Source organism: Acinetobacter endophylla (assembly GCF_053543775.1).
Genome location: NZ_JBLVOM010000259.1, coordinates 37,868 through 58,970 on the forward strand (window position 1 = coordinate 37,868; position 21,103 = coordinate 58,970).

20 protein-coding genes are annotated in these 21,103 nt (G+C 43.1%); 5 read left to right on the top strand and 15 right to left on the bottom strand.

Annotation, left to right across the window (positions count from 1 at the left end):
* The first annotated feature begins 65 nt into the window (after positions 1–65).
* Entirely contained in the window at positions 66–533 is a 468-nt protein-coding gene (locus tag ACNPNW_RS14685) for a GNAT family N-acetyltransferase (RefSeq protein WP_448767094.1), read from the top strand.
* Here ACNPNW_RS14685 and ACNPNW_RS14690 read toward each other — a convergent pair.
* The 5 genes from ACNPNW_RS14690 to ACNPNW_RS14710 all read right to left on the bottom strand — a co-directional run bounded on the left by ACNPNW_RS14690 (position 530) and on the right by ACNPNW_RS14710 (position 5,355).
* Complete coding sequence (locus tag ACNPNW_RS14690) at positions 530–2,341, bottom strand: sensor domain-containing diguanylate cyclase (protein ID WP_448767095.1); 1,812 nt, start codon at positions 2,339–2,341, stop codon at positions 530–532. The genes ACNPNW_RS14685 and ACNPNW_RS14690 overlap by 4 nt on opposite strands.
* Before the next feature lie 241 nt (positions 2,342–2,582).
* A complete protein-coding gene (locus ACNPNW_RS14695; RefSeq protein ID WP_004280661.1) occupies positions 2,583–2,921 on the bottom strand; it encodes an FKBP-type peptidyl-prolyl cis-trans isomerase in 339 nt (112 codons plus the stop codon).
* A gap of 85 nt (positions 2,922–3,006) precedes the next feature.
* Positions 3,007–3,630 (bottom strand): MgtC/SapB family protein, encoded by a 624-nt coding sequence (locus ACNPNW_RS14700; RefSeq protein WP_039902312.1) that lies wholly within the window; start codon positions 3,628–3,630, stop codon positions 3,007–3,009.
* 85 nt (positions 3,631–3,715) lie between these two features.
* Positions 3,716–4,246, bottom strand: coding sequence for a YaeQ family protein (locus tag ACNPNW_RS14705; protein WP_448767120.1), 531 nt, complete (start codon positions 4,244–4,246; stop codon positions 3,716–3,718).
* A gap of 101 nt (positions 4,247–4,347) precedes the next feature.
* Positions 4,348–5,355: a CobW family GTP-binding protein gene (locus ACNPNW_RS14710; protein ID WP_253139031.1), complete on the bottom strand. Its 1,008-nt coding sequence runs from the start codon at positions 5,353–5,355 to the stop codon at positions 4,348–4,350.
* Positions 5,356–5,746: 391 nt separating this feature from the next.
* Between ACNPNW_RS14710 and ACNPNW_RS14715 the strand changes: the two genes are divergently transcribed.
* The gene (locus ACNPNW_RS14715; protein ID WP_219308707.1) at positions 5,747–5,980 is read left to right on the top strand and encodes a hypothetical protein; all 234 of its coding nucleotides are present in this window, start codon (positions 5,747–5,749) and stop codon (positions 5,978–5,980) included.
* Between the two features lie 353 nt (positions 5,981–6,333).
* Complete coding sequence (locus ACNPNW_RS14720) at positions 6,334–7,938, top strand: bifunctional 3-(3-hydroxy-phenyl)propionate/3-hydroxycinnamic acid hydroxylase (RefSeq protein WP_253174387.1); 1,605 nt, start codon at positions 6,334–6,336, stop codon at positions 7,936–7,938.
* Between the two features lie 81 nt (positions 7,939–8,019).
* On the opposite strand, the gene ACNPNW_RS14725 is transcribed toward ACNPNW_RS14720, so the two are convergent.
* The 7 genes from ACNPNW_RS14725 to ACNPNW_RS14755 form a co-directional block, all read right to left on the bottom strand.
* The gene (locus ACNPNW_RS14725; protein ID WP_253174386.1) at positions 8,020–8,634 is read right to left on the bottom strand and encodes a glutathione S-transferase family protein; all 615 of its coding nucleotides are present in this window, start codon (positions 8,632–8,634) and stop codon (positions 8,020–8,022) included.
* 131 nt (positions 8,635–8,765) lie between these two features.
* Positions 8,766–9,659, bottom strand: a complete 894-nt coding sequence (locus tag ACNPNW_RS14730; protein ID WP_191112525.1) for a LysR substrate-binding domain-containing protein — start codon at positions 9,657–9,659, stop codon at positions 8,766–8,768.
* Between the two features lie 26 nt (positions 9,660–9,685).
* Positions 9,686–10,861, bottom strand: coding sequence for an MFS transporter (locus ACNPNW_RS14735; protein ID WP_253174385.1), 1,176 nt, complete (start codon positions 10,859–10,861; stop codon positions 9,686–9,688).
* 40 nt (positions 10,862–10,901) lie between these two features.
* Entirely contained in the window at positions 10,902–11,465 is a 564-nt protein-coding gene (locus ACNPNW_RS14740; protein ID WP_253174384.1) for a TetR/AcrR family transcriptional regulator, read from the bottom strand.
* Between the two features lie 150 nt (positions 11,466–11,615).
* Positions 11,616–12,137, bottom strand: coding sequence for an acyl-CoA thioesterase (locus ACNPNW_RS14745; protein WP_004280680.1), 522 nt, complete (start codon positions 12,135–12,137; stop codon positions 11,616–11,618).
* A gap of 287 nt (positions 12,138–12,424) precedes the next feature.
* Complete coding sequence (locus ACNPNW_RS14750; RefSeq protein ID WP_005263564.1) at positions 12,425–12,601, bottom strand: hypothetical protein; 177 nt, start codon at positions 12,599–12,601, stop codon at positions 12,425–12,427.
* 339 nt (positions 12,602–12,940) lie between these two features.
* On the bottom strand, positions 12,941–13,945 hold the full coding sequence (locus ACNPNW_RS14755) for a patatin-like phospholipase family protein (RefSeq protein WP_448767096.1): 1,005 nt from the start codon (positions 13,943–13,945) through the stop codon (positions 12,941–12,943).
* A 124-nt stretch (positions 13,946–14,069) separates the two neighbouring features.
* Between ACNPNW_RS14755 and chrA the strand changes: the two genes are divergently transcribed.
* A complete protein-coding gene (chrA, locus tag ACNPNW_RS14760) occupies positions 14,070–15,275 on the top strand; it encodes a chromate efflux transporter (RefSeq protein WP_253174383.1) in 1,206 nt (401 codons plus the stop codon).
* 55 nt (positions 15,276–15,330) lie between these two features.
* Here chrA and ACNPNW_RS14765 read toward each other — a convergent pair whose 3' ends face one another.
* The gene (locus ACNPNW_RS14765; RefSeq protein WP_004731963.1) at positions 15,331–16,806 is read right to left on the bottom strand and encodes an alanine/glycine:cation symporter family protein; all 1,476 of its coding nucleotides are present in this window, start codon (positions 16,804–16,806) and stop codon (positions 15,331–15,333) included.
* Between the two features lie 45 nt (positions 16,807–16,851).
* Entirely contained in the window at positions 16,852–18,090 is a 1,239-nt protein-coding gene (gene gltS / locus ACNPNW_RS14770; protein WP_253174382.1) for a sodium/glutamate symporter, read from the bottom strand.
* A gap of 902 nt (positions 18,091–18,992) precedes the next feature.
* Between gltS and ACNPNW_RS14775 the strand changes: the two genes are divergently transcribed.
* A complete protein-coding gene (locus ACNPNW_RS14775) occupies positions 18,993–19,700 on the top strand; it encodes a nitroreductase (RefSeq protein ID WP_253174381.1) in 708 nt (235 codons plus the stop codon).
* A 76-nt stretch (positions 19,701–19,776) separates the two neighbouring features.
* Here ACNPNW_RS14775 and ACNPNW_RS14780 read toward each other — a convergent pair whose 3' ends face one another.
* Positions 19,777–20,994 (bottom strand): multidrug effflux MFS transporter, encoded by a 1,218-nt coding sequence (locus ACNPNW_RS14780; protein ID WP_253174380.1) that lies wholly within the window; start codon positions 20,992–20,994, stop codon positions 19,777–19,779.
* Positions 20,995–21,103 lie beyond the last annotated feature (109 nt).

The window sequence follows — 21,103 nt, forward strand, 5'->3', positions numbered from 1 at the left end:
AAAAAACTACAATATTGTTCTGTTTTTTACCCTCTTCTTTTTTATCAAATAAACCTTCCCTATAAATGTTCGAGAAAATGAATAATATTATGATTCGTGAAGGGAGGGTCGAAGATATACCTCAAATTATTCAGGTCATTCATGACAGCATTCAGTCCTGTGTACTGGATCATCAGCGTGAAGAAAGCAAAATTCAAACCTGGCTAGAAAAATTTGATCATGCCAGCCTGATTGTCGATATGCTGTATAACGATTGCTGGGTTTATCTCATCTATGACAAGGTCGTCGGGTTCTTATTGGTCAGTGATGCTGGAGAAATCCGGATGCATTATGTGGCCCAACACTGCCAAAGGCTGGGGTTTGGCACCGAGTTATTTCATCAAATGCATCACGCTTTATTAAAGAAAAAAATTCATCAGATTGAAATACAGTCTACTCAAACTGCCTTAAGTTATTATCAACACTGCGGCTTTCATCCACATTCTGCCGAGTCAGAAGATGAATCGTGTTATCTGTATAAATATGTTTTTTAATCGGCCTCTTTCTCAATTTTTAACTGATCACGTCCTGCCTGTTTAGCGGCATAGAGCTGCACATCTGCCGCTTTCATCAATTCATGAATATCTGCATAGCCATGTTTTTGTTCAACCCAGGCCGCGCCCATACTAACCGTAACATAATCTTTTGCATCTGGCCGATTCAGATGTTCCATACGCTGTTCCCGAATCTGGTTTAATACATTTTCCAGATTTTTTAGGGCAGTTTGAACCGGCATTCCGCTGAGCAGAATAGCAAACTCTTCACCACCATAACGTGCCAGATAGCCAGACGGTGGCAAAGCAGCTTGGATAATCCTGACCAGATTTTTCAGGATTTCATCGCCTTTTAAGTGACCATAATAATCATTATAGTTTTTGAAATAGTCGACATCGAGCATGGCAAAAATCAAGGTATGTTGCGGCTGTTTTTGGGTCTGTAAAAACTGCTGCTGGATTTCATGATTTAAGGCACGCCGGTTAAAAGCCCCGGTCAGTGCATCAATATTCATTTGCTGTTCCAGTTTGGCATTCACTTCACGCAGCTGCTGGGTCCGTTCTTTAACTTTTTGATCGAGTGAATCGTTGAGCGCGATCAGGTTCAGGTTTAGCTGTTCAGTCTCATAAGTTTGATGTGCATAATGTCTGGACTGCTGAAACATAATTAATAAGGCATAAACACTGGTAGAGATAAAAAACAGATACGTGGTTTTAATTGCATTGATCAGCAACAGATAATCATTCAAAAAGGTGACACAAAGAAAAATAATCGCAATCAGATTTAAACGCGAATAATGCTCTTTATAACGTAAGGTCTTATAAAAGCCGTAAATAAAATTACCGATGATAACCAAGGCAAAAATCGCACTAAATAGGGCGAGACGTTCAAATATCTCAGGAGGTGAGAATAATGTAAAAATAATATTAAAGACCAGTAATACCACCGCGATATAATAAATCACTGGATTTAAATAGCGCCGGTTAAACAGATGCATATAACTGAGAAAAAAGAAGGCAGCAATAAAAGTAAACAGATACTCTAAGCGGGCTCCCCACAGCCAGTTGATATTGGTAAATACCGTATAGGCATAAGGTGCAGAAAACAGATTATGCAGGGCCAAAAAGACAATAAACCAGCCAAAAACAAAGATACTTTTACTGTTACGTTCTTGTGATCCCCTGAATACCGAAAATAGAATAGTAAACATCCCCACCCCAAGCACCGCCCCACACACCATGGCGATACTCATCATGAGCTGCTGGAATTGGCGATTGATGGTAGCTGCAACGCCGATCTGCATTGGTCGTTCGAGACCGCCATGCAAGTGGGTATAATTGGAAGCCTGAATGCTTAAAGTAATATATTCAGTGTCTGGAACAAAATAGCCAATACGCGGTGCTTTTTCAGTCACCTGTTTTTCAGGTGTGGTACTGATTTCTCCGAGTCGGACAATAAACTGTCCATTGACATATACCCGATAGGCGCCGTATTGGGTCGGAATCCGAATCGCGATGCGTCGCCCGAGAAATTCTTTCGGAATTTTAAAATAGCCAATAAAGGTACCATAGCCAGAATTTGAACCTGCCAGAGTTTTAAAAGAGGCTGGCAATTCAACTGTTTTTGACTGGAGTATGGGACTAGGCTGAACAATAAACTGGCTCGGATAAAACAACCATTTTCCCTGCAAAGGACTCGTACTATGTTCGGTAAAATGGACTTCAGTAACATGGCCGTGAGATTGCTGCTGAAATGACGGCGAAGGGAGTTCATCCTGGGCGATTGCTGAACTTACGATGCAAGTCATCCAGCTCAAGACACAGACAAATACGAAAAAACAGACATTCCTTATCAAGTTATGCAAATACGTTCTATCTCAAGATAATTCTTTATTATTCTTATAATCTACAAGGAATATTTTTGATTTCAAATCTTTTTAGATGTTTTTTGTAGCATCTCCGGCACAGTCTATTTTGAAGCGACTGTACCAGAACCTTCATACATTTTTGAATAAAAAATATAATTTATATTCAGCTAGTTAAATGATTTTAATCACGTGTTTTTACATCAAACAGTTCAATTTCAAAAATCAGGTTGGAATTGGCTGGAATGACTTTACCCATTTTACGTTCGCCATAGGCCAAATGTGCAGGCACCATCAGTTTACGCTTACCGCCAACTTTCATTCCCAGAATCCCCTGATCCCAACCTTTGATCACACGACCGGTACCAATAACAGTTTCAAAATAATTACCGCGGTCAATTGAAGAATCGAACTTGGTTCCATCTTCCAGCCAGCCAGTATAGTGCGTGGTAATTAAGGCACCTTTTACCGCTTCTTTACCTTCGCCTACTTTTAAATCAATAATTTCAAGTTCGTTGATCATGGTTATTTACCTGAGAGGAGCATAAAATTCAAAGCTCAGTATAAACTGGAATGCTCTATATTTTTAAGTCTGGGCCATTGATGGGTTAAAAGCTGAGTTCCTGAATATTCTTATCATTGAGTAAATACTGGGTTAATTCTTGATGATTCTTGGCCGATCCCATCAGAATCCAGCGTCCGACAATCTGTTGATCAATTTTTTTTTGTGAGGAATGCACCACTTTTAACTGATAACGTTTAAATAACATTTCGTAGTGATCGGAATCATTTTGATCAAATGGACAAACGATTTCATAGTTGCGTTCCTGATTCAGAGATTCAATGCCGCGCTGGACATACATCAATAGAACCAGCACCGCCATGACAATAAAAGTAGCCCAAATACTTAAGAGTTCATAGCCTGCACCGACCGCCATGCCGAGTGCTGCCGTCATCCAGATCGTGGTTGCGGTGGTAATTCCAGAAATACGGTTATCATCTTTCAGGATAACACCGGCACCCAGAAAACCCAGTCCAGTCAAGACATTAGCGGCCAGCCGGTCAGGATTGGCCACGCCTATTTTCAGAGAGATAATGGTGAATAAACAGGAACTCAGACTGACCATAATCATGGTACGCAGTCCGGCAGATTTACTATGATACTCACGCTCTGCACCAATAATTGCGCCGATCGCGACAGCCAGCAGTAAATCATAAAGTTCATGGTACATGGTGCAACCCTGCGTATTCTTATTCCTCAGATATACGCAATTTGAGCTACAGGATACAAGTCCAGACTTGCATCCTTATTTGGCCTTATTGTAACTGTCCCCACTCCACCAGCACTTGGCCCTGATCGCCAATCAAGGTCCATTCACCATCCATCACATTGAGCTGTAACTGCATGGTGCGTTCGCATAACTGTGGCAATGCGTCGGTGGTTGCGGTAGATAACTTCCACACTTCCACATTTTTTAAGGTTTTTAATTTGCTGCTGCGCTTATACCATTCATCCACCGCAGAACCATAGGTGACGACTGCGACCTGCTTGCAACGCGCACTGGCCTTTTTGACTTTATCTTCATCCGGGCTACCGACTTCAATCCATTTGACCAGTTGACCGGTCAGATCTTTTTCCCAGAGTGCCGGTTCATCGGTTTCAAACAGATCCTTGGTAAATTCCAGTGCTTCATCGGCATAGCGTGCATAGGCCAGAATACGCACCATCAAGCGTTCAATGGTTTCTGAAGGATGCAGCGCCATCGTCAGCTGATAATCCTCATAACGATGCGTATCCATGTCCGCAATATTCAAATCAACCTTATAAATCGTCGCTTTTAACGCCATCACATAATCCTCAAATTTGGCGCCTAGCATATAAGATTTAGCGCTATTTTGCTGAACAGATTTAGGCCAATAATTCATTCAGCGCACTAGAAACAGTACCATTATTTCTCTGGATCCATACGACATTGCATCAGGGCAGTTTCAAAGGCCAGCCAATCCCGTGACTGTTGATAAATCACTTCTACCCGGTTATCAATGCCTTCATCTGCCGACTGATAATTAAACTGCTCAGGATTAAAATTAAAGCTTTTCCAGCCTTGATCCGTATTAAAAATTCCCTTGATTCTGAGCCAGTCTTTTTGTTCACAGAGCAGATCCAGCAGATCATAAAAATTGAATTGCCAGCGTTTTGGGAATTTCCAGCCCGCAACCTGATAACCCTGCGCGCTTTCTACATAATGATAAGGCATTTGCTGAATCACTAAGGGCGTATCTGCTGAACGGGTGATCTGTTGCTGTTTTAACAAAGGCTGAATCTGACGGGCGGAACCCCGATAGTCCTGCTTGATCAGTTCGATATCGAGTTGTCCATGCTCGGTGAACAACCACTGTTGGGCATAAGGTTGATATTCTGTCTGAAGTTGCGTGAGTGCTGCGTGGTCTGCGGTTGTCATCAAGTCAGTATGTGAAATCACCACAATATGCGCTGCCTTGAGTTGGTCTGCGTACAGGTTTTGCTGAGTCCAGTCTCGATCATGCAAACGTGAACCATCTACCACTGTGACCAATGCCTGCATGTTTAAATGACTCTGCCAGTGCGGTTCGGTCAGCTGTTCCAGTAATTGGCCAGGATGCCCCAGTCCGGTAGGTTCGATAAACAGACGATCCGGTTTCACTTCTGACAGCAGGCGTGACAAGGCAATCTGCATCGGCAATTGGCTACTGCAACATAGACAACCACCCAACAGCTCTTTGACCGCATAACCCTGATCTTGCGGCAATAACTGCTGGTCTACCCCAATCTGGCCGAATTCATTCATTAGCACAGCCCAGATTTCCTGTTCCGGTTTTTGCTGTAATAAATGTTTGAGTAGTGTGGTTTTACCTGCACCCAAAAATCCGGAAATGATATGGACAGGAATAGCCTGCGACGCTGACAGAATTTTCAAAATCGACTCTCAAGAGATTGAATAGAAATAGCAATACTCTGCATTATAAAGCACAGTGTGACTTTAAAATGCGTGTTCTTCGCAAACACGGCGTGAAAATCACAGAGATAAAAATTAATGGAATGATCCCAAATTACCAATTTTCTATGTTAACTTTTATTTCAAATTGGATTCTTGAAATATTCACACACACTTTCATTAAATAAAACTCCGCATAATTAACAGAAATAAAACAACTTTCTCAGTTTTGTATCTGCTGGGTTATTCCCTGCGTGTCGCTTTTGTTAATTGATTTGCTCAGTAAAATTTCAGTGCTTAGGATGGGCATCTGTCGAATTGATGTGATGGTCAGCTCGGCAGATTACATGACATGAATAAAAGGATGCCAAAAATGAAATATGCACAAATCTTACTTGCCACTACGCTTACTGCTGCTGCAGCCACCAGTTTTGCTGACAGCAAAACCACAGATGCGAAAACCACCACTGCAGAAGAAAAAGTGATTGTGACTACACAAGAATTACCTGAATCGAATGCTCCTGTTGCAGGTGCATCTGCAGAGCAGCCTGCTGCCTCTGAAGCTGCTATAGAAAGCACGCCCCCTGCAAAACCTGCTGCACGTTAATTAATTGAACGACTCGTTTAATCCTTCAATGAAAATATCAGGGACAGTAATTCTCCAGTAGGCTTTGTCCTATACTGCCCCCGATATTATTCGATGCTGAATCATGCTTGATGCTGGTTCAGCATTTTTATTGCACAAAATCTATTTATCACCATAGTCAAAACTGATCATAGAATTAATACGGGCTATCAAATTTTTATTATTTTTATAATTAAAATCAATTGTTTATTTAAAAACCACCTATTTCATTCCAATATTATCCATATACTTAAGCTACTATCGCCTAACTTGTTTCTAGCTTCTAACTGTCCCTTAATAGCATCAAATGCAAGTCGATTGAATGGACATTCGCTATGAGCAATACTAATTACACTACTGAAGTGGCAATCCTTGGCGCCGGCCCTGTCGGCTTAACCATTGCCAACTATCTGAGCAAGCAAGGCATAGCTGTCACGATTGTCGAGCAACTGGATAGTTTGATTGATTATCCACGTGCGATTGGAATCGATGATGAATCCTTGCGTACCATTCAATCTTTGGGTTTAGTCGATCAAGTCTTACCGCATACCACTCCGAATCATGCGATGCGCTTCTTGACGCCTAAAGGTCGCTGTTTTGCTGATATTCAACCTTTAACACGTGAGTTCGGTTTCTCGCGCCGTAATGCCTTTATTCAGCCACAAGTTGATAACGTCCTACTGCAAGGCTTAAAGCAATATAAAAACACCCAAGTGCTGTTTTCTCGTCAATTGACTCAGTTTAGTCAAGATGCTGACGGCGTAATACTCAATCTGCAAAATAAAGAGGGCGATGCAGAAACCATCCGCGCTCAATATCTGATTGCCTGTGATGGCGGTAATTCTTATGTGCGCCGCAACCTGGGCATTGCCTTTGAAGGTGAAACCGCACCGAATCAATGGATCGTGATCGATCTTGAGAATGACCCGCTTGCTACACCGCATATTTACTTATGTTGTGATCCGGTTCGTCCTTATGTATCAGCTGCTTTGCCACATGGTATTCGACGCTTTGAATTTATGGTCATGCCGGGTGAAACGCAGGAAGAACTGAGCAAACCGGAAAATATTGCCAAACTTCTGTCCAAGGTCTTACCAAGCACGGATGGTATCGAAGTGATCCGTCAGCGTGTTTATACCCATAATGCCCGTATTGCCGACAAGTTCCGTGTCGACCGTATTTTGCTGGCCGGTGATGCTGCGCACATCATGCCGGTATGGCAAGGTCAGGGTTATAACAGCGGTATGCGTGATGCCTTTAACCTGGCCTGGAAAATGGCACTGGTTGTTCAAGGTAAAGCTGGCCCAGCACTTTTAGATTCGTATCAGATCGAACGTAAAGACCATGCCAAGGCGATGATTGACCTGTCGGTGATGGCAGGTCACGTACTGGCACCACCGAAAAAATGGCAAGGATTTGTTCGTGACAGCATTGCCTATGCCCTGAACTATATCAAGCCGATCAAACAATATCTGCTGGAAATGCGCTTTAAACCGATGCCGAAATATCATGACGGCGCACTTTTGAGTAACGGAGCCAAGAACTCTCCGGTCGGTAAGATGTTTATCCAGCCTCAGGTTCAGCTGGCTTCGGGTGAAACCGTATTACTGGATGAAGTGATCGGCAATGATTTTGCGATTATTGCTTGGGGTGTCGATCCGAAATGGGGTCTGAGCCCAGATACGTTGCAACAGTGGAAAACGCTCCGCGTGAAATTCATTCAGGTAATTCCTGCGGTGCAATTGCAAAATAGCCAGCGTAAACAGTATGAAGATGTCATCACCATTGGTGATATCGGCACAGATATCCGCTCGTGGTTTGGCAACACGTCTGATTCAGTTGTGATCTTGCGTCCTGACCGTTTCGTAGCTGCCCTGGCCATTCCTCAATCGATGGAAAGCACCAGCCAGCAACTGTTTAAAAAGCTTTACCTGAAATAATATTAGGGTCACTTTTCACCACGCTTCGGCGTGGTTTTTTTTATTGTTTTAGATCTCCCGGACAATATATAGACAGAGGAATTAGACTCGGTACTCTTGAAACCACGGGATATCTTTCAGGGAATCACGGCGAGCCATCTGCTGCAGGAAGAGCCTAAACTCGTCAAATGGCGGTAAAATTTTCGCAGATATGGCGAAGATCAAACAGTAAGCCACATAGAGATCCGCCGCCGAGACTTTTTCACCCAACAGATAAGGACTAGCCTGCCCGATGCCCTGTTGCAGAAAATCAAATACGGCTGCTTCATTCCCAAAACTTAAACTTCTCCGGTTCTTTTCAATATTTTCTGGCGACACCTGCAAATTTTTTATATCGATATATTCGGTGAAGGGTCCATGACAGAAAAACATCCATTTTAAATACGCCCCACGCTTCGGATCATCCAAAGCAGGTGCCAATCCTTTGTCACGATATTTATCTGCCAGATAGATAAAAATAGCGGCCATTTCTGAAATAATGACACCTTGATCCACCAGACAGGGAACTTTTCCCATCGGATTGATCTGTGTATACGCCTGCTGATGCATATGCTCATAGGCGACTTCCACCTGTTCAATCTGGTCTTCAATCTGCAATTCTTTCAGTAAAGGCAACAAGGTCAGGCCACGTGATTGCGGGTTGTTATAGAGCTTCATCATCCTGCTTCAACCGGTTTTTATTGTTAGAGGTTCAGTATAAAGTGATTTGCAGTCCCGATTTAAAAGGATGTGCTACAGATCATTTCTGTCGCACGGCTTTTTAGATGGGCAGATTGAAGGTTTAAATATTAAAAAAGATCCACACAAAACTTTTCTTTTAATACTTTCAAAATCAGATCAATCACCACATGTTTTTGATCCTTGCGATAATTGGCATACAGTCCAATCATCGGTAACGGTTCTAGGGTCTTTTTCACCACAATATTATCGCCGAGCAATGGAATCACATAGGCTGGCACCAGACTCCAGCCCACGCCCATTCCCACCAGATTGACATTGAGCAGAATATTGGTGGAATACTGCACCACATTCACTTTTAATTTGGACTGTTTAAAAAAATCCTGAATCAGCTTATGCAGTTGCGGTGAGGACTGCTCATCACTAATTACAAAGTCCTGATTTTCAAAACTCTTGATACTGACATAGGGCAAGGCCGCAGCCGGGGAATCTTTCGGCACAATCAAGGTTAAAGGCTCATCAAAAATGCGGATCGAATCAAATTCACTCAACTGCCCCGGATAACGGGTAAAGGCAATATCGATCTGTCCATTTCTTAAGGCACTAAACTGCTCTGCATCGGTCAGACTGTGAAACTGTGCTTTCAGTTCAGGAAAATGCGCGCGGATATTCGGCATGATATAAGGAAAGACTTTCATTTCCGCGACCGGGACAAAACCGATATTCAGCTGGTCCTGCTGTGCATTGGCGATCTGTCTGGCAGTCTGAATGGCGCGCTCTGCATGCTCAAGACTCAATAAAGCTTCTTTTAAAAATGCCTGACCGGCTTCAGTGAGCCCGACCTTACGGTTATTCCGCTCCAGCAACTGTACGCCAACCTCACGTTCCAGATCCTTGATTTGCTGGCTCAGTGATGGCTGTACCGTATTTAATTTTTCCGCGGCACGGGTAAAGTTCAGTTCCTGCGCCACTGTAACGAAATAACGTAAATGTCTTAATTCCATTTTATAACTCCAAACTTGCCGGGCGCTTATTTTTGCTTTTTGGCAACATACTGACGATAAACCAATATCGTCACAATGACGAGTACAGCACTCAAAACATAGGTGGTTTCAAAGCCCCAATAGGCAATCAATATTCCCATGGCTACGGAACCGATCGCTAAACCCAGATCAAACAGGGTAAAGAAGGTTGAAATCGCATGTCCCATACGCTGTTTGTCGACCGACTGAATGGCCAAGGTCTGCAAACATGGGAATAGTGAACCATAACCGATCCCAATAAACACCGCCGACAACCATAATATCCATTGATTGGAAATCAGGCTGACAATCACCAGACCAATGGCAAAGAAAATAAATGAAGGATAAATAACTGCACTGGGTCCCTTACGGTCATAAATCTTTCCAACCCAAGGTCTGACCAGCAACATGGACGCTGCAAAGACAATAAAGAATACGCTGGTATAGGCTAAAAGCTGCTTGGTTTCACTAAATGCAGTAATAAAGCTCATGATGCCCGAGTAGGCAAAAGCGGTTAATAAAGCCACGAAACTTACCGCCAGAACTTTGACTTCCAGAATATCCTGCAAGCTCAAGCTGGTTTTCTCTTTGCTTATGGCTTCAGGTTTTGGTAACTCTGTGATTTTGAGCATCCAGCAAAAGATTAATCCCAAAGAAATAATAACGGCAAGAATGCCAAATAAGACCTTGAAGCTGGTGAACTGAATCACGGTCAATGCCAGCAAGGGCCCAAATACCACACCCAGATTGGTTGACATGACAAAATAACCCATGCCCTCACCTTTGCGCTGTTCAGGAATAAATTCATTGGCGACGGGTACTGCCACCGTGGTCAAAATACTGAACCAGATGCCATGTAAAAAACGCACCAGCAACAGCGACCACATGCTATCTACCAGCAAATAACTAAAGGCAAATAAGGCAAAAATCACACCTGCGCCGCGCATCGAGATTTTCTTGCCGAGCTTTTCGATGATCATGCCGGAAAATGGCCGAATCGCAATCGAAGAGGCCAAAAATAGCGTCAGCGCCAACCCAGCTTCTTTTACCGAACCGCCCAGATCTTTCATGATGTAAATCGGCAAGATGGTCAGTAAGGCAAAGTAATAAACGAACAGGAAAAAATTATTGAATAAGCACAAGATAAATGAGCGATTCCATAACCGCTCAGCGCTAACTGACATAATCACCAACTTTTAAAATTTGTAGGGAAATAGCACAAACTCAGGCTTGAATAGCGACAGGATACAAGGCCAACTCGACCAGATTCTGGATATAGTGTTCATCTGGAATCCGGTTGAAAAAAATGATCTGGTAATGAATCGGGCCGTATAAGGTATCCAGCATCAAATCAAAAGGATAATCCGCGCGGATTTCTCCCCGTTCAATCGCTTGCTGAATCAGTTGATGAGTCTGTTGCCGACGTGGCAAGAGATATTGCTGAAAGAACTCACCTGCCAGTTCACGGTGATTGGCAATCACCACCAGCAAAGCCCGCCCCACCGGATGATTCAGTGCCTGAGATAAAGAACCAAGTTGTTGAATAAGATTACTTTTCAGGCTTTTAGAGGCATCCAGCTCAAATACCGAAGCTGTATGCTGTTTGAAAGTGTCCAGCACCAGTTCCGATTTATGTTTCCACCATCGATAAATCGTGGACTTGCCTACGCCGGCACGTGCCGCCACATCTTCAATCGTCAGCTGATGATATTCACATTCTGCCAGCGCATCTGCGACTGCCTGTAAAATGCACTGCTGTCGCCGGGAACTTTTTTCGTCACTGCTCATATTTTTCTACTTAACTTTTAATATTTAAAAATCGAAACGATACGTATCGTTTTATATTAGAGTAAAAAATGGCAAAGCTCCAGCAAAAAACTGAAATTGAATTAAAAAAAAGACCTTCTAAGGAAGGTCTTTTCTCAATCACGATCTAACTTAACTTTGTGCAGTCTTTTTATAAATGCTGCAAGAAGGATGATGATTTTCTTGCAAACGCGCGACTTTACGCTGTTCTGCTGCTTCAAAACGGCAACGTTTCCAGTCATTGTCCAGGTTCAAAGCTGGAATCTGTTTTGGTTTACCATTTTCATCCACCGCAACCATGGTGAAATAGCAGCTATTGGTATGACGTACCGTTCTCTTTTGAATATTCTGGGCTTCTACACGAATCCCGATTTCCATCGAGGTACGGCCAACATGATTCACACTGGCCAGGAATGTAACCAGCTCACCGACGTGAATCGGCTCTTTAAAATTCACCTTGTCTACAGATAAGGTCACGACATAACTACCCGAATAGCGACTTGCACACGCATACGCCACCTGATCCAATAATTTCAGAATGGTTCCACCATGAACATTTCCTGAAAAATTTGCCATATCTGGCGTCATGAGAACTGACATCGTTAACTCTGACTGGTCATCCGACACTGCTGCAATTTGATCTAAAGGGGCCATCGTTTTCTTTGAACTCTTTGAATGACAAGGTTATCGTTTATTATTATAGCGTTTTTAACATGAATAAAATGTTCAATTCGGCAAATGAAGCATCACAATTATTGATATAGAAAATGTATTCATACAGAAAAAAATATATTTAATTGCTTAAAATCTCAGTTAGAAAGTTAAGTGCCAATAAATCAACACTTATTTATCTGGGGTTGATCACACAGCAACTGAGAATTTTTCACTGTTTTAAGCGCTGAACAAAAATAATTCAGGAAAATAAAAAGGCTCTGCGTGATTTAAAGCATCACTGGCCTGAGCATTTCCTGCGCCAGGTTCTGATAACTTAAAATTTGTTGACCATCCAAGGTCGTTTCAACGGTAAAAGAACCATCCTGATGGGTCGCGGTCACTGTAAAAATATAGTGTTCGAATTGTGCCAGTTTGACCTGCTGTCCAATTTTAATATGCATCATGATGTCTACATCTGTGTAGTGATCTTTTCAAACTGCATTCTGGCATGAACATCGATGCTTTTGAATATTTGATCAACTTAAGTATACGAATAATAATATTAAAATTTTAATTTAAGACGAATAAGGCTTATTATTTAAAACAATATACTTATAATTCAATTTGTTATATTTAAAATTAATTTTATCTTTTGCGATAATTCCGACTGACTGATACACATAGGCAATCATCTTATCTTTTATAACAATCAGTTAAGCGTTACAGCCGATGATCCGTTATCCTTTTGAGTGAATATCCCTATACTTCGATATAGGGATAAACAGAAATTTCAAAAAAAAGATTTATTGAGCTTGATGTTCATGTACCACAAACTGTGGAATGCGATGTCCTTGAGCATAATCATGTTTTTGGTAGGCTTGTGAAATTTCCATCAACTTTAACTGGGTCGCCTCGGCACCAGCCTGCATGGTGAGTTCCCTGCCACGGACATCAAAGATATGGCCTTTTTCGCGTAAATCCGGCTGAATCACCACATCTGCATGCTTTAATTCTTCATGCGCCAGATGTTGCTGCATAATATTGATGTTCTGGTTAAACAGTCCCCAGACATTGCTGGTTTCCGTGTGAATGGGTTGTGCCAGAATATCCACCGCAATTACAATGTCGGCCCCTAGCTCACGTGCCACATCAACCGGCACCGGACTGACCAGACCACCATCTACATATTCTTTACCTCGAATGATGGTCGGAATGAACATACTCGGAATCGAGACTGAAGCACGTACCGCCTGTCCGGTATTGCCATGGTTAAAGACGACTTTCTTGCCTTCTTTCAGCGCGGTTGCTACCACAAACATCGGGATTTTCATGGCTTCAAGCGGGGTTTGATCGACTTGCAAGTTGACATAGTCCTCAACTTTCTTGCCATCAAAAAAACCTTTTCTGGCCAGCTTGATATCACGGACATCATTCGGTCGCATGTTGAGAGCAATATTGCGCAGTTCAATCGCCGGTTTGCCACTTGCATAAATGGATCCCACAATACTGCCCGCACTGGTTCCGACAATAAAATCTGGTTGAATACCCGCCTGTTCCAGTACTTCCAACGCACCAATATGCGCATAGCCACGCGCACCGCCACTGCCCAGAACTAAAGCAACTACCGGACGTTGCTGGGTTTGCTTGATCTTTTGAAAATCAATTTGATTCGGACGTGCCTGAGCTTCTCCGCGTTGTGCAGCAGGTTGTAGATGACTAGTCGCCGCTTGGGCTGTCATTGGGGTCGTTTGGCAAGCACTTAGGCCAAATGTACCCAGTATCACCATACTCAACACATATTTCTGCATGCAGAGAATGTCCTCATTAATCTAAAGCAGCATAGTGTATAAACACATGCATAAATAGTCTGTAGAATTTCGTAAAACTGTCATACAGTTCAGCTACTTTATCTTCATTTTTCCCCATAACTGTATGTCTTCAATCTCACTGTATCGGATTTTCCTGATTTTCCTGCAACTGGGCTGCATTTCATTTGGTGGTCCAGCGGCGCATCTGGTGTTTTTTCACCGAAAATTTGTGACCCAACTGCAATGGTTGAATGACACCCAGTACAGTCAACTGGTCGCTTTGGCGCAACTTTTACCCGGGCCGAGCAGCAGTCAGGTGGGGCTGTCGATCGGTTATCTGCAACGGGGCTATACTGGTGCCGTGATCGCATGGTTGGGTTTTACCCTGCCCTCAATGATTCTGATGACCTTGGTGGCGCTCTTGGGTCAAAGCTATTTCCATATTTTAAACTCAAACAGCTTTCATACCATCCAGTTAATTGTATTTTCTGTCATCGCCTGGGCATTCTGGCAAATGCTGAGAAGCTTCTGTAAATCAGCTTGGCAATATGCTGTCTTAATCCTCTCTGTCGCATTACTGATAGTCGTTTCAGTGAGTTTTAATCAGATTCTTGTGATTATGCTGGGCGCAATCTGTGGACTCTTGGCTGGATATTTTTCCCCATCAGATTCAAAACCTAAAGAAATTAACAAAACGGCAATCAGCTCGCCGTATATTCGATCTGCCGCTGCACCCTATTGGTTACTGGCATTTATCTTGCCGTTTGTTCTGCTCCCCTTAGCTGGAAAATTATGGGGTGAATCGGAGCTGCAATTTTTTTCCAATTTTTATCAGACTGGCTCGCTGGTGTTTGGTGGCGGTCATGTGATTCTGCCTTTGTTACATCAGGACTTTGTCACGACTGGTTTAGTGAGTGCACAATCTTTTGATCTTGGCTATGCATTTTCCCAGCTTATGCCGGGGCCTTTATTCAGTTTTGCCAGTTATATTGGTGCTTTGCTGCCTTGGACGCCCTATGTCTGGCTGAATGCAGTACTAGCGACCTGCGCAATCTTTTTACCTTCATTTTTCCTGATTTTTGCCACCTTGCCCTACTGGTCATGGTTGATGCAGCAGCGCCATATTCATCAGGCGGTGATGGGCATCAATGCTGCGGTGGTGGGGCTATTGCTGTATTTATTGCTGGATCTTTCACAACGTTATTTTAGTTATGGCTCCGACCTGGTCTTTGTCGCGGTGATGATTGCCCTGCTACGCTCAAAACTACCAGTCTGGTTCAGCCTGATTTTGGGCTTCGTGCTTTATCAAAGTTATTTAAATTTCTTCTAAAGAAAACTTTGGCACAAAAAAAGCCCCGAATGATCGGGGCTTTTTGCTTCAAGTCTTACCAGATATCTGATTTAACCTTATCTTTAAATTTAGGATGGTTATCCAGTTTAAATTCAGGTTCTTTCACACCACGCTTCAGCTGACCGGTATAGTCTTTGAGTAGCATCAGCAGGAATGGCATCAGCAACAGGATCGCAATCAAGTTGATACTTGCCATGACACCCATGAACAGATCTGCCATATTCCAGATCAACGGCACACTGGCGATAGAACCGAAATACACCATGACCAATACAAATAAGCGGAAAATCAACATCACCCGGCTATTGTTATTGATGAACTGGACGTTTCCTTCGGCATAGGCATAGTTACCAATAATCGAAGAATAGGCAAACAGGAACAGAATCAAAGCCAGGAAGTCATCGCCCCAAGCACCAATCTGGCTTTCAAGCGCCATCTGGGTCAAGGTCACGCCTTCAAAGCCTGCATTTTCATACAGTCCTGAGACCAGAATAATAATCGCGGTACATGAACACACCACAAAGGTATCTACAAATACCCCGAGCATCTGTACCAGACCCTGGTTGACTGGATGTTTGACATCCGAGGCTGCAGCGGCGTTCGGTGCCGACCCCATCCCTGCCTCGTTAGAGAACAGACCACGCTTGATGCCCATCATCATGGCCATAGATACCATGGCACCAAAGAAACCACCAGCAGCAGCTTCAAATTCAAAGGCTTTACTGAAAATGAGCTGGAAGATGGATGGGAGCAGATCGTAATTGATGACCGCAATATACAAAGCCACAGCCAGATAAAGCACAGCCATAAACGGCACAAAGCTTTCCGCAACTTTCGCAATCCGTTTAATCCCGCCAAAAATGATCACCGCAGTCATCAAGACCAGAAACAATCCGACCCAGGAAATTTCCAGATTCAGGCCGCCTAATGGCAGAATCAGGTTCGCCTGATCCCAGCCCCAGGCATGAGAGGTTGCTCCGGTAATGGCATTGGCCTGAACTGCATTGAAGACAAAACCATAAGTCGTGATCAATGCAATCGCAAAGACAATCCCGAGCCATTTCTGTTTCAGGCCTTGAGTAATGTAATAAGCTGGACCACCACGGAATTGCTGGTTTTTGTTATCTCGCACCTTAAACAACTGTGCCAAAGAGGATTCAACAAAAGCAGAACTCATGCCCAAAAAGGCAGTAAACCACATCCAGAACACGGCACCGGGGCCACCAATCGCAATCGCAATGGCGACACCCGCGACATTGCCCACACCGACCCGGCTTGCCAGTCCAGTGACAAAGGCCTGAAACGGGGTAATGCCGTGCGTATCCTGAACCTTGCCACGGCTATTTTTCATGACTTTCATGCTGTGCCAGAACAAACGAATTTGTACTGCACCCGTCATGATCGTGTAGAAAATACCGACTGCGACCAGAAACACCACCAGAAAATCCCATAAAGGGCCATTCAGGGCATTAATCCAGCCGAGTAAGGTTTCATTTAACTGATCATTCATGTCACATCCTTATGAGCCTATGACTCATCGTATCAGGCATAAAAATTATGCAAAAAACTTCAAAATCATCTGAATAACAGTAGCATTGATTAAGTCAACGAAGAACGCACCACATAATGGAACAATCAGGAAGGCCTTATGCGACGCACCATACATATTGGTAATCGCCTGCATATTGGCAACCGCTGTTGGCGTTGCACCCATACCAAAACCACAATGACCTGCTGCAAGTACCGCAGCATCATAGTTCTTGCCCATCAGGCGGAAAGTTACAAAACCGGCATACAAAGCCATGGTGATAGTTTGCGCACCCAGAATCACCATCAGTGGTCCTGCAAGGTCAGCCAATTGCCATAATTTCAATGACAACAATGCCATCGCCAAGTACAGCGACAATGAAGCATTACCGAACACATCAATCGCACGATCGAAAATCTGAACTTTGAAAATACCTTCCAGTACATTACGCAGGATGACACCACCCGCCAATGCCCACACGAATGTTGGCAGTTCAAATGCAGTACCTTTACTGAAACCCGTCATAAACTCTGCAAAAGCCAAACAGCCTGCAAACAGGCCCAAGGTCGTGATTGCATTATCAGCGGTAATTAAACGCACCTGATGCGGATATTCAAACGGTACATATTCGCTGGTGGTACTGTCCATTGGCGTATTGTCACGCGTTTCGATCTGCTGATCGGTACGTGCAGTAGCCAGGTTATAACGGTTGATCAGCAACTTGGCCAAAGGTCCGCCAATAATACCGCCGATAATCAATCCAAAAGTCGCACTGGCCATACCTAGTGCCAGCGCACCTTGAATACCATGTTCAACTTCAAAAATTTCCCCCCATGCCCCCGCAGTACCATGACCACCGGTTAAGGTAACTGAGCCTGCAATCAAGCCAATCAACGGGTCAATACCCAATAATGTTGCCAGACTCATGCCGACCGCATTTTGCAAAATAATGAAAGCCGAAACAGCAAACAGGAAAATAACCAGACCGATCCCGCCTTCACGCAACTTGGAAAAGTTGGCACTCAGACCAATCGAAGCAAAGAAAATCAGCATAAAGCTGGTTTGTAATTCTGCACTGGTGGTGATGCTATATCCCCACAATGAATGCACCAGCAATGAGATGATCGCCGCAACCAAACCGCCCGCAACCGGCTCAGGAATATTGTAACGTCTTAAAAAATCGATTTTATTAACCAGGAATCGGCCGAGTAACAGAACAATGACTGCGGCAATCAAGGTATAAAATGCGTTAAAAGTAAAATCCATAATTTTTTGCCCAAGATGATTTTGAATTTTTTATTGTTCTAAAAGTGATGAAGTGCGCTAGATCTCTAGCTCGCTCATTAGATCTTCATCTGGAAATATCCTGATTTGATCTATCACCATTAGAAAAACAAACCGATTTATCATCTCTTTTAAACTTATGAATATCATCATCACGATCATATTCAACAAATGAGAGATTTATAAAAGCAACACCTTTTCTATTCAGATACTCAGTCTGTTGGAAAATTGCAGACAATTTTCCAACAGACGCGCATGCTGGTAAAAAAACTGTGTTTTAAGCTCAAAAAAACATTCAGTGCTTGATGAGTGCTTTCAACCTAAAGACTTCATTCAAGCCATCTGGAATCGCGTTATTTAAAACAGATCTTAATCACAAAATGCATGAATTAAGATGAAAAGTCGTACATTATGCTGTTTCTTTGTATCAAGTTTTATTTCTTTTTATTAGCAATAGTTAATTTACCTATAAAAAATAATTATAATCTCTTATTTTTATATGAAGATTAATCTATATTTTAATTCAAAAAAAATATTAATCTTTTACTCAACACGTAATAAAACAGGCATCTTGAAATTAAATTATCTTGATTTTCAGTCAAAATAAACCAGTTCTCTGTGTGAAATTGTTATTGTTGAATGGTTCAAGCACTTGGGATTTAAGCTATTTTTTTCACTTAAAGACAATTTTCATAACAATATTTATTCTGATCATTTAGAGGACTAAACTCGTATTTTAGAAGGCCAAATAAGTACTCTTTGGCCATTTTTTGGATAAATCATTTTTATCATCCGGTAAACAATGAAATTTTCCTATCCTCCCTTCTGTTTGTTTAGTTTATAGTCATTGCAAACTCAATAAGGATATTCGACTGGACCCCATAATGGATCAAAATCTTGTTCATGCTATAGATCACACCATCACCTCTCGCCATTCAGTGCGTGCTTTTTTAAATACCCCCGTTAGTACAGATATCTTAAAAGAGATTTTGACGGTGGCCAGCCGCGCACCCTCAGGAACCAATACCCAACCCTGGAGGATATATGTGGTAACAGGCAAAAAGCGCGATGAACTCGTGCAACGTGTCTGTCAGGCACAAATGCAAATCTATGCAAATCCAGAATTGTCACAGCAGTATCAGGAAACTTTTGCCTATTATCCTGAACAATGGATCTCGCCATTTATTGAACGTCGTCGTGAAAATGGCTGGGGTTTATATGGCTTGCTGAATATTCAAAAAGGTGAAAAGGAAAAAATGGCGCGTCAGCAACTGCGTAATTTTGAATTATTTGATGCACCTGTCGGCCTGTTCTTTACCGTACATCGTTCTTTGGCGATCGGTTCCAAAATGGATGTTTCTATGATGATCCAGAATGTCATGCTGGCCGCAAAAGCCCGTGGTCTGGATACCTGCCCGCAGGCAGCCTGGAATCACTTTCACCCGATCGTGCTTGATCTGGTCGGCGCACCCGATGATGAAGAGCTGGTCTGCGGTATAGCACTGGGTTATGCCGACCCAGAGCAAATTATTAACAGCTTTATTACCCCGCGCGTTCCCGTAGAAGAATTTGCCGTGTTTATCGATGAGTGATGCAAGCAGGGCTAAGCCAACTTGCTTAGCCCTCTGTCCAGACCAGTATTTTTATTATCTGAGAGGCAGCCAGCATCTATGCATTTTTTAGGCTGGGCATGTTGATTTTAAAAATCGCCCAAGCAGAAATACCGACAAAAACCAGCATGATCAATGCCATATTCAGTAAAGCATGCCAGATCAGAAAATTCAGTAATACACCGCCCAATAAACCACAGACAAATTGCATACTGCCCATAATGGCACTTGCAGTTCCTGCCCGCTCGCCCTGTTTAGCCATTGCTAAAGCCATGGCATTCGGACCAGTAAACCCAAGGGCTGCCACCACAATAAACATGCCTAACAACACCCAGAGCACAGAATCGACATCCAGACAGCCGAGCAAGATTAACCCTAATACACCGGCAAACTGCAGACAGGTGCCAATTTTCAGACGCTGCAATATCGAGAAACGCCCAGCCAGACGTTTATTCAAGGTCGAAAACAGCATGATCCCGAAGGCATTCGCACCAAAGGCATACGCAAACTGCTGCTCGGTCAGTTGATAACGATCCATCAGAATGGCCGAAGAAGCGCTGATATAACAGAACATCACCGCACCGGAAAAACAGCCGGCATAGAGCGGACGTCGAAAGCTTGGATCCTGAAAAATGCACCGGTACAAACTTATAACCTGTTGAAAGTTCAGCTTGAGACGGCGTTCTGGCTCCAGGGTTTCTTTAAAAAGAAAGTGTACACAGGCCAGACTCAACAGACCGCAGCCCATCAACACCAAGAAGATCACGTTCCATTCATAAAACATCAATACCCAAGCCCCCAAGCTTGGAGCAATGATTGGCGCAATTGCGGTCACAATCATCATGCTGGCAAAGGCCTGAGCTGCTGAATGCATATCCAGACGATCACGAATTGCAGCGCGTGCCATGACCACCCCGACACAGCCACCGAGAGCTTGCAGAATCCGTGCAGCGATCAGGCTCCATTCATCCTGCGCAAAGACACACAGCAAACTTGCCACAATGTATAAGCATAGCCCAAAATATAGTGGTGGTTTACGCCCAATCCGGTCACTGATCGGACCATAAATCAGTTGTCCGATCGCCAGACCGAAGAAATAAGCTGGCAGGCTATTGGAAACCATTTGAGTACTGACACCAAAATCTGCTGCCATGGCCGGTAAGGCCGAAAGATACATATCAATGGACAAAGGCCCGAGTGCACTTAAGGTCGCCAGCAACACAATCCAGGACATGGCATAAGGTTGTTGTACTATTTTATTTGATGTCATAAGCATGAAGATTTAAAGCGCTAATATGCAGACAAATTAACACACTGCATAGTATGATTTAGCCTGAAATGAAGATTTATAAATATACTATTTTCATTAGCCTATTCAGATTCAG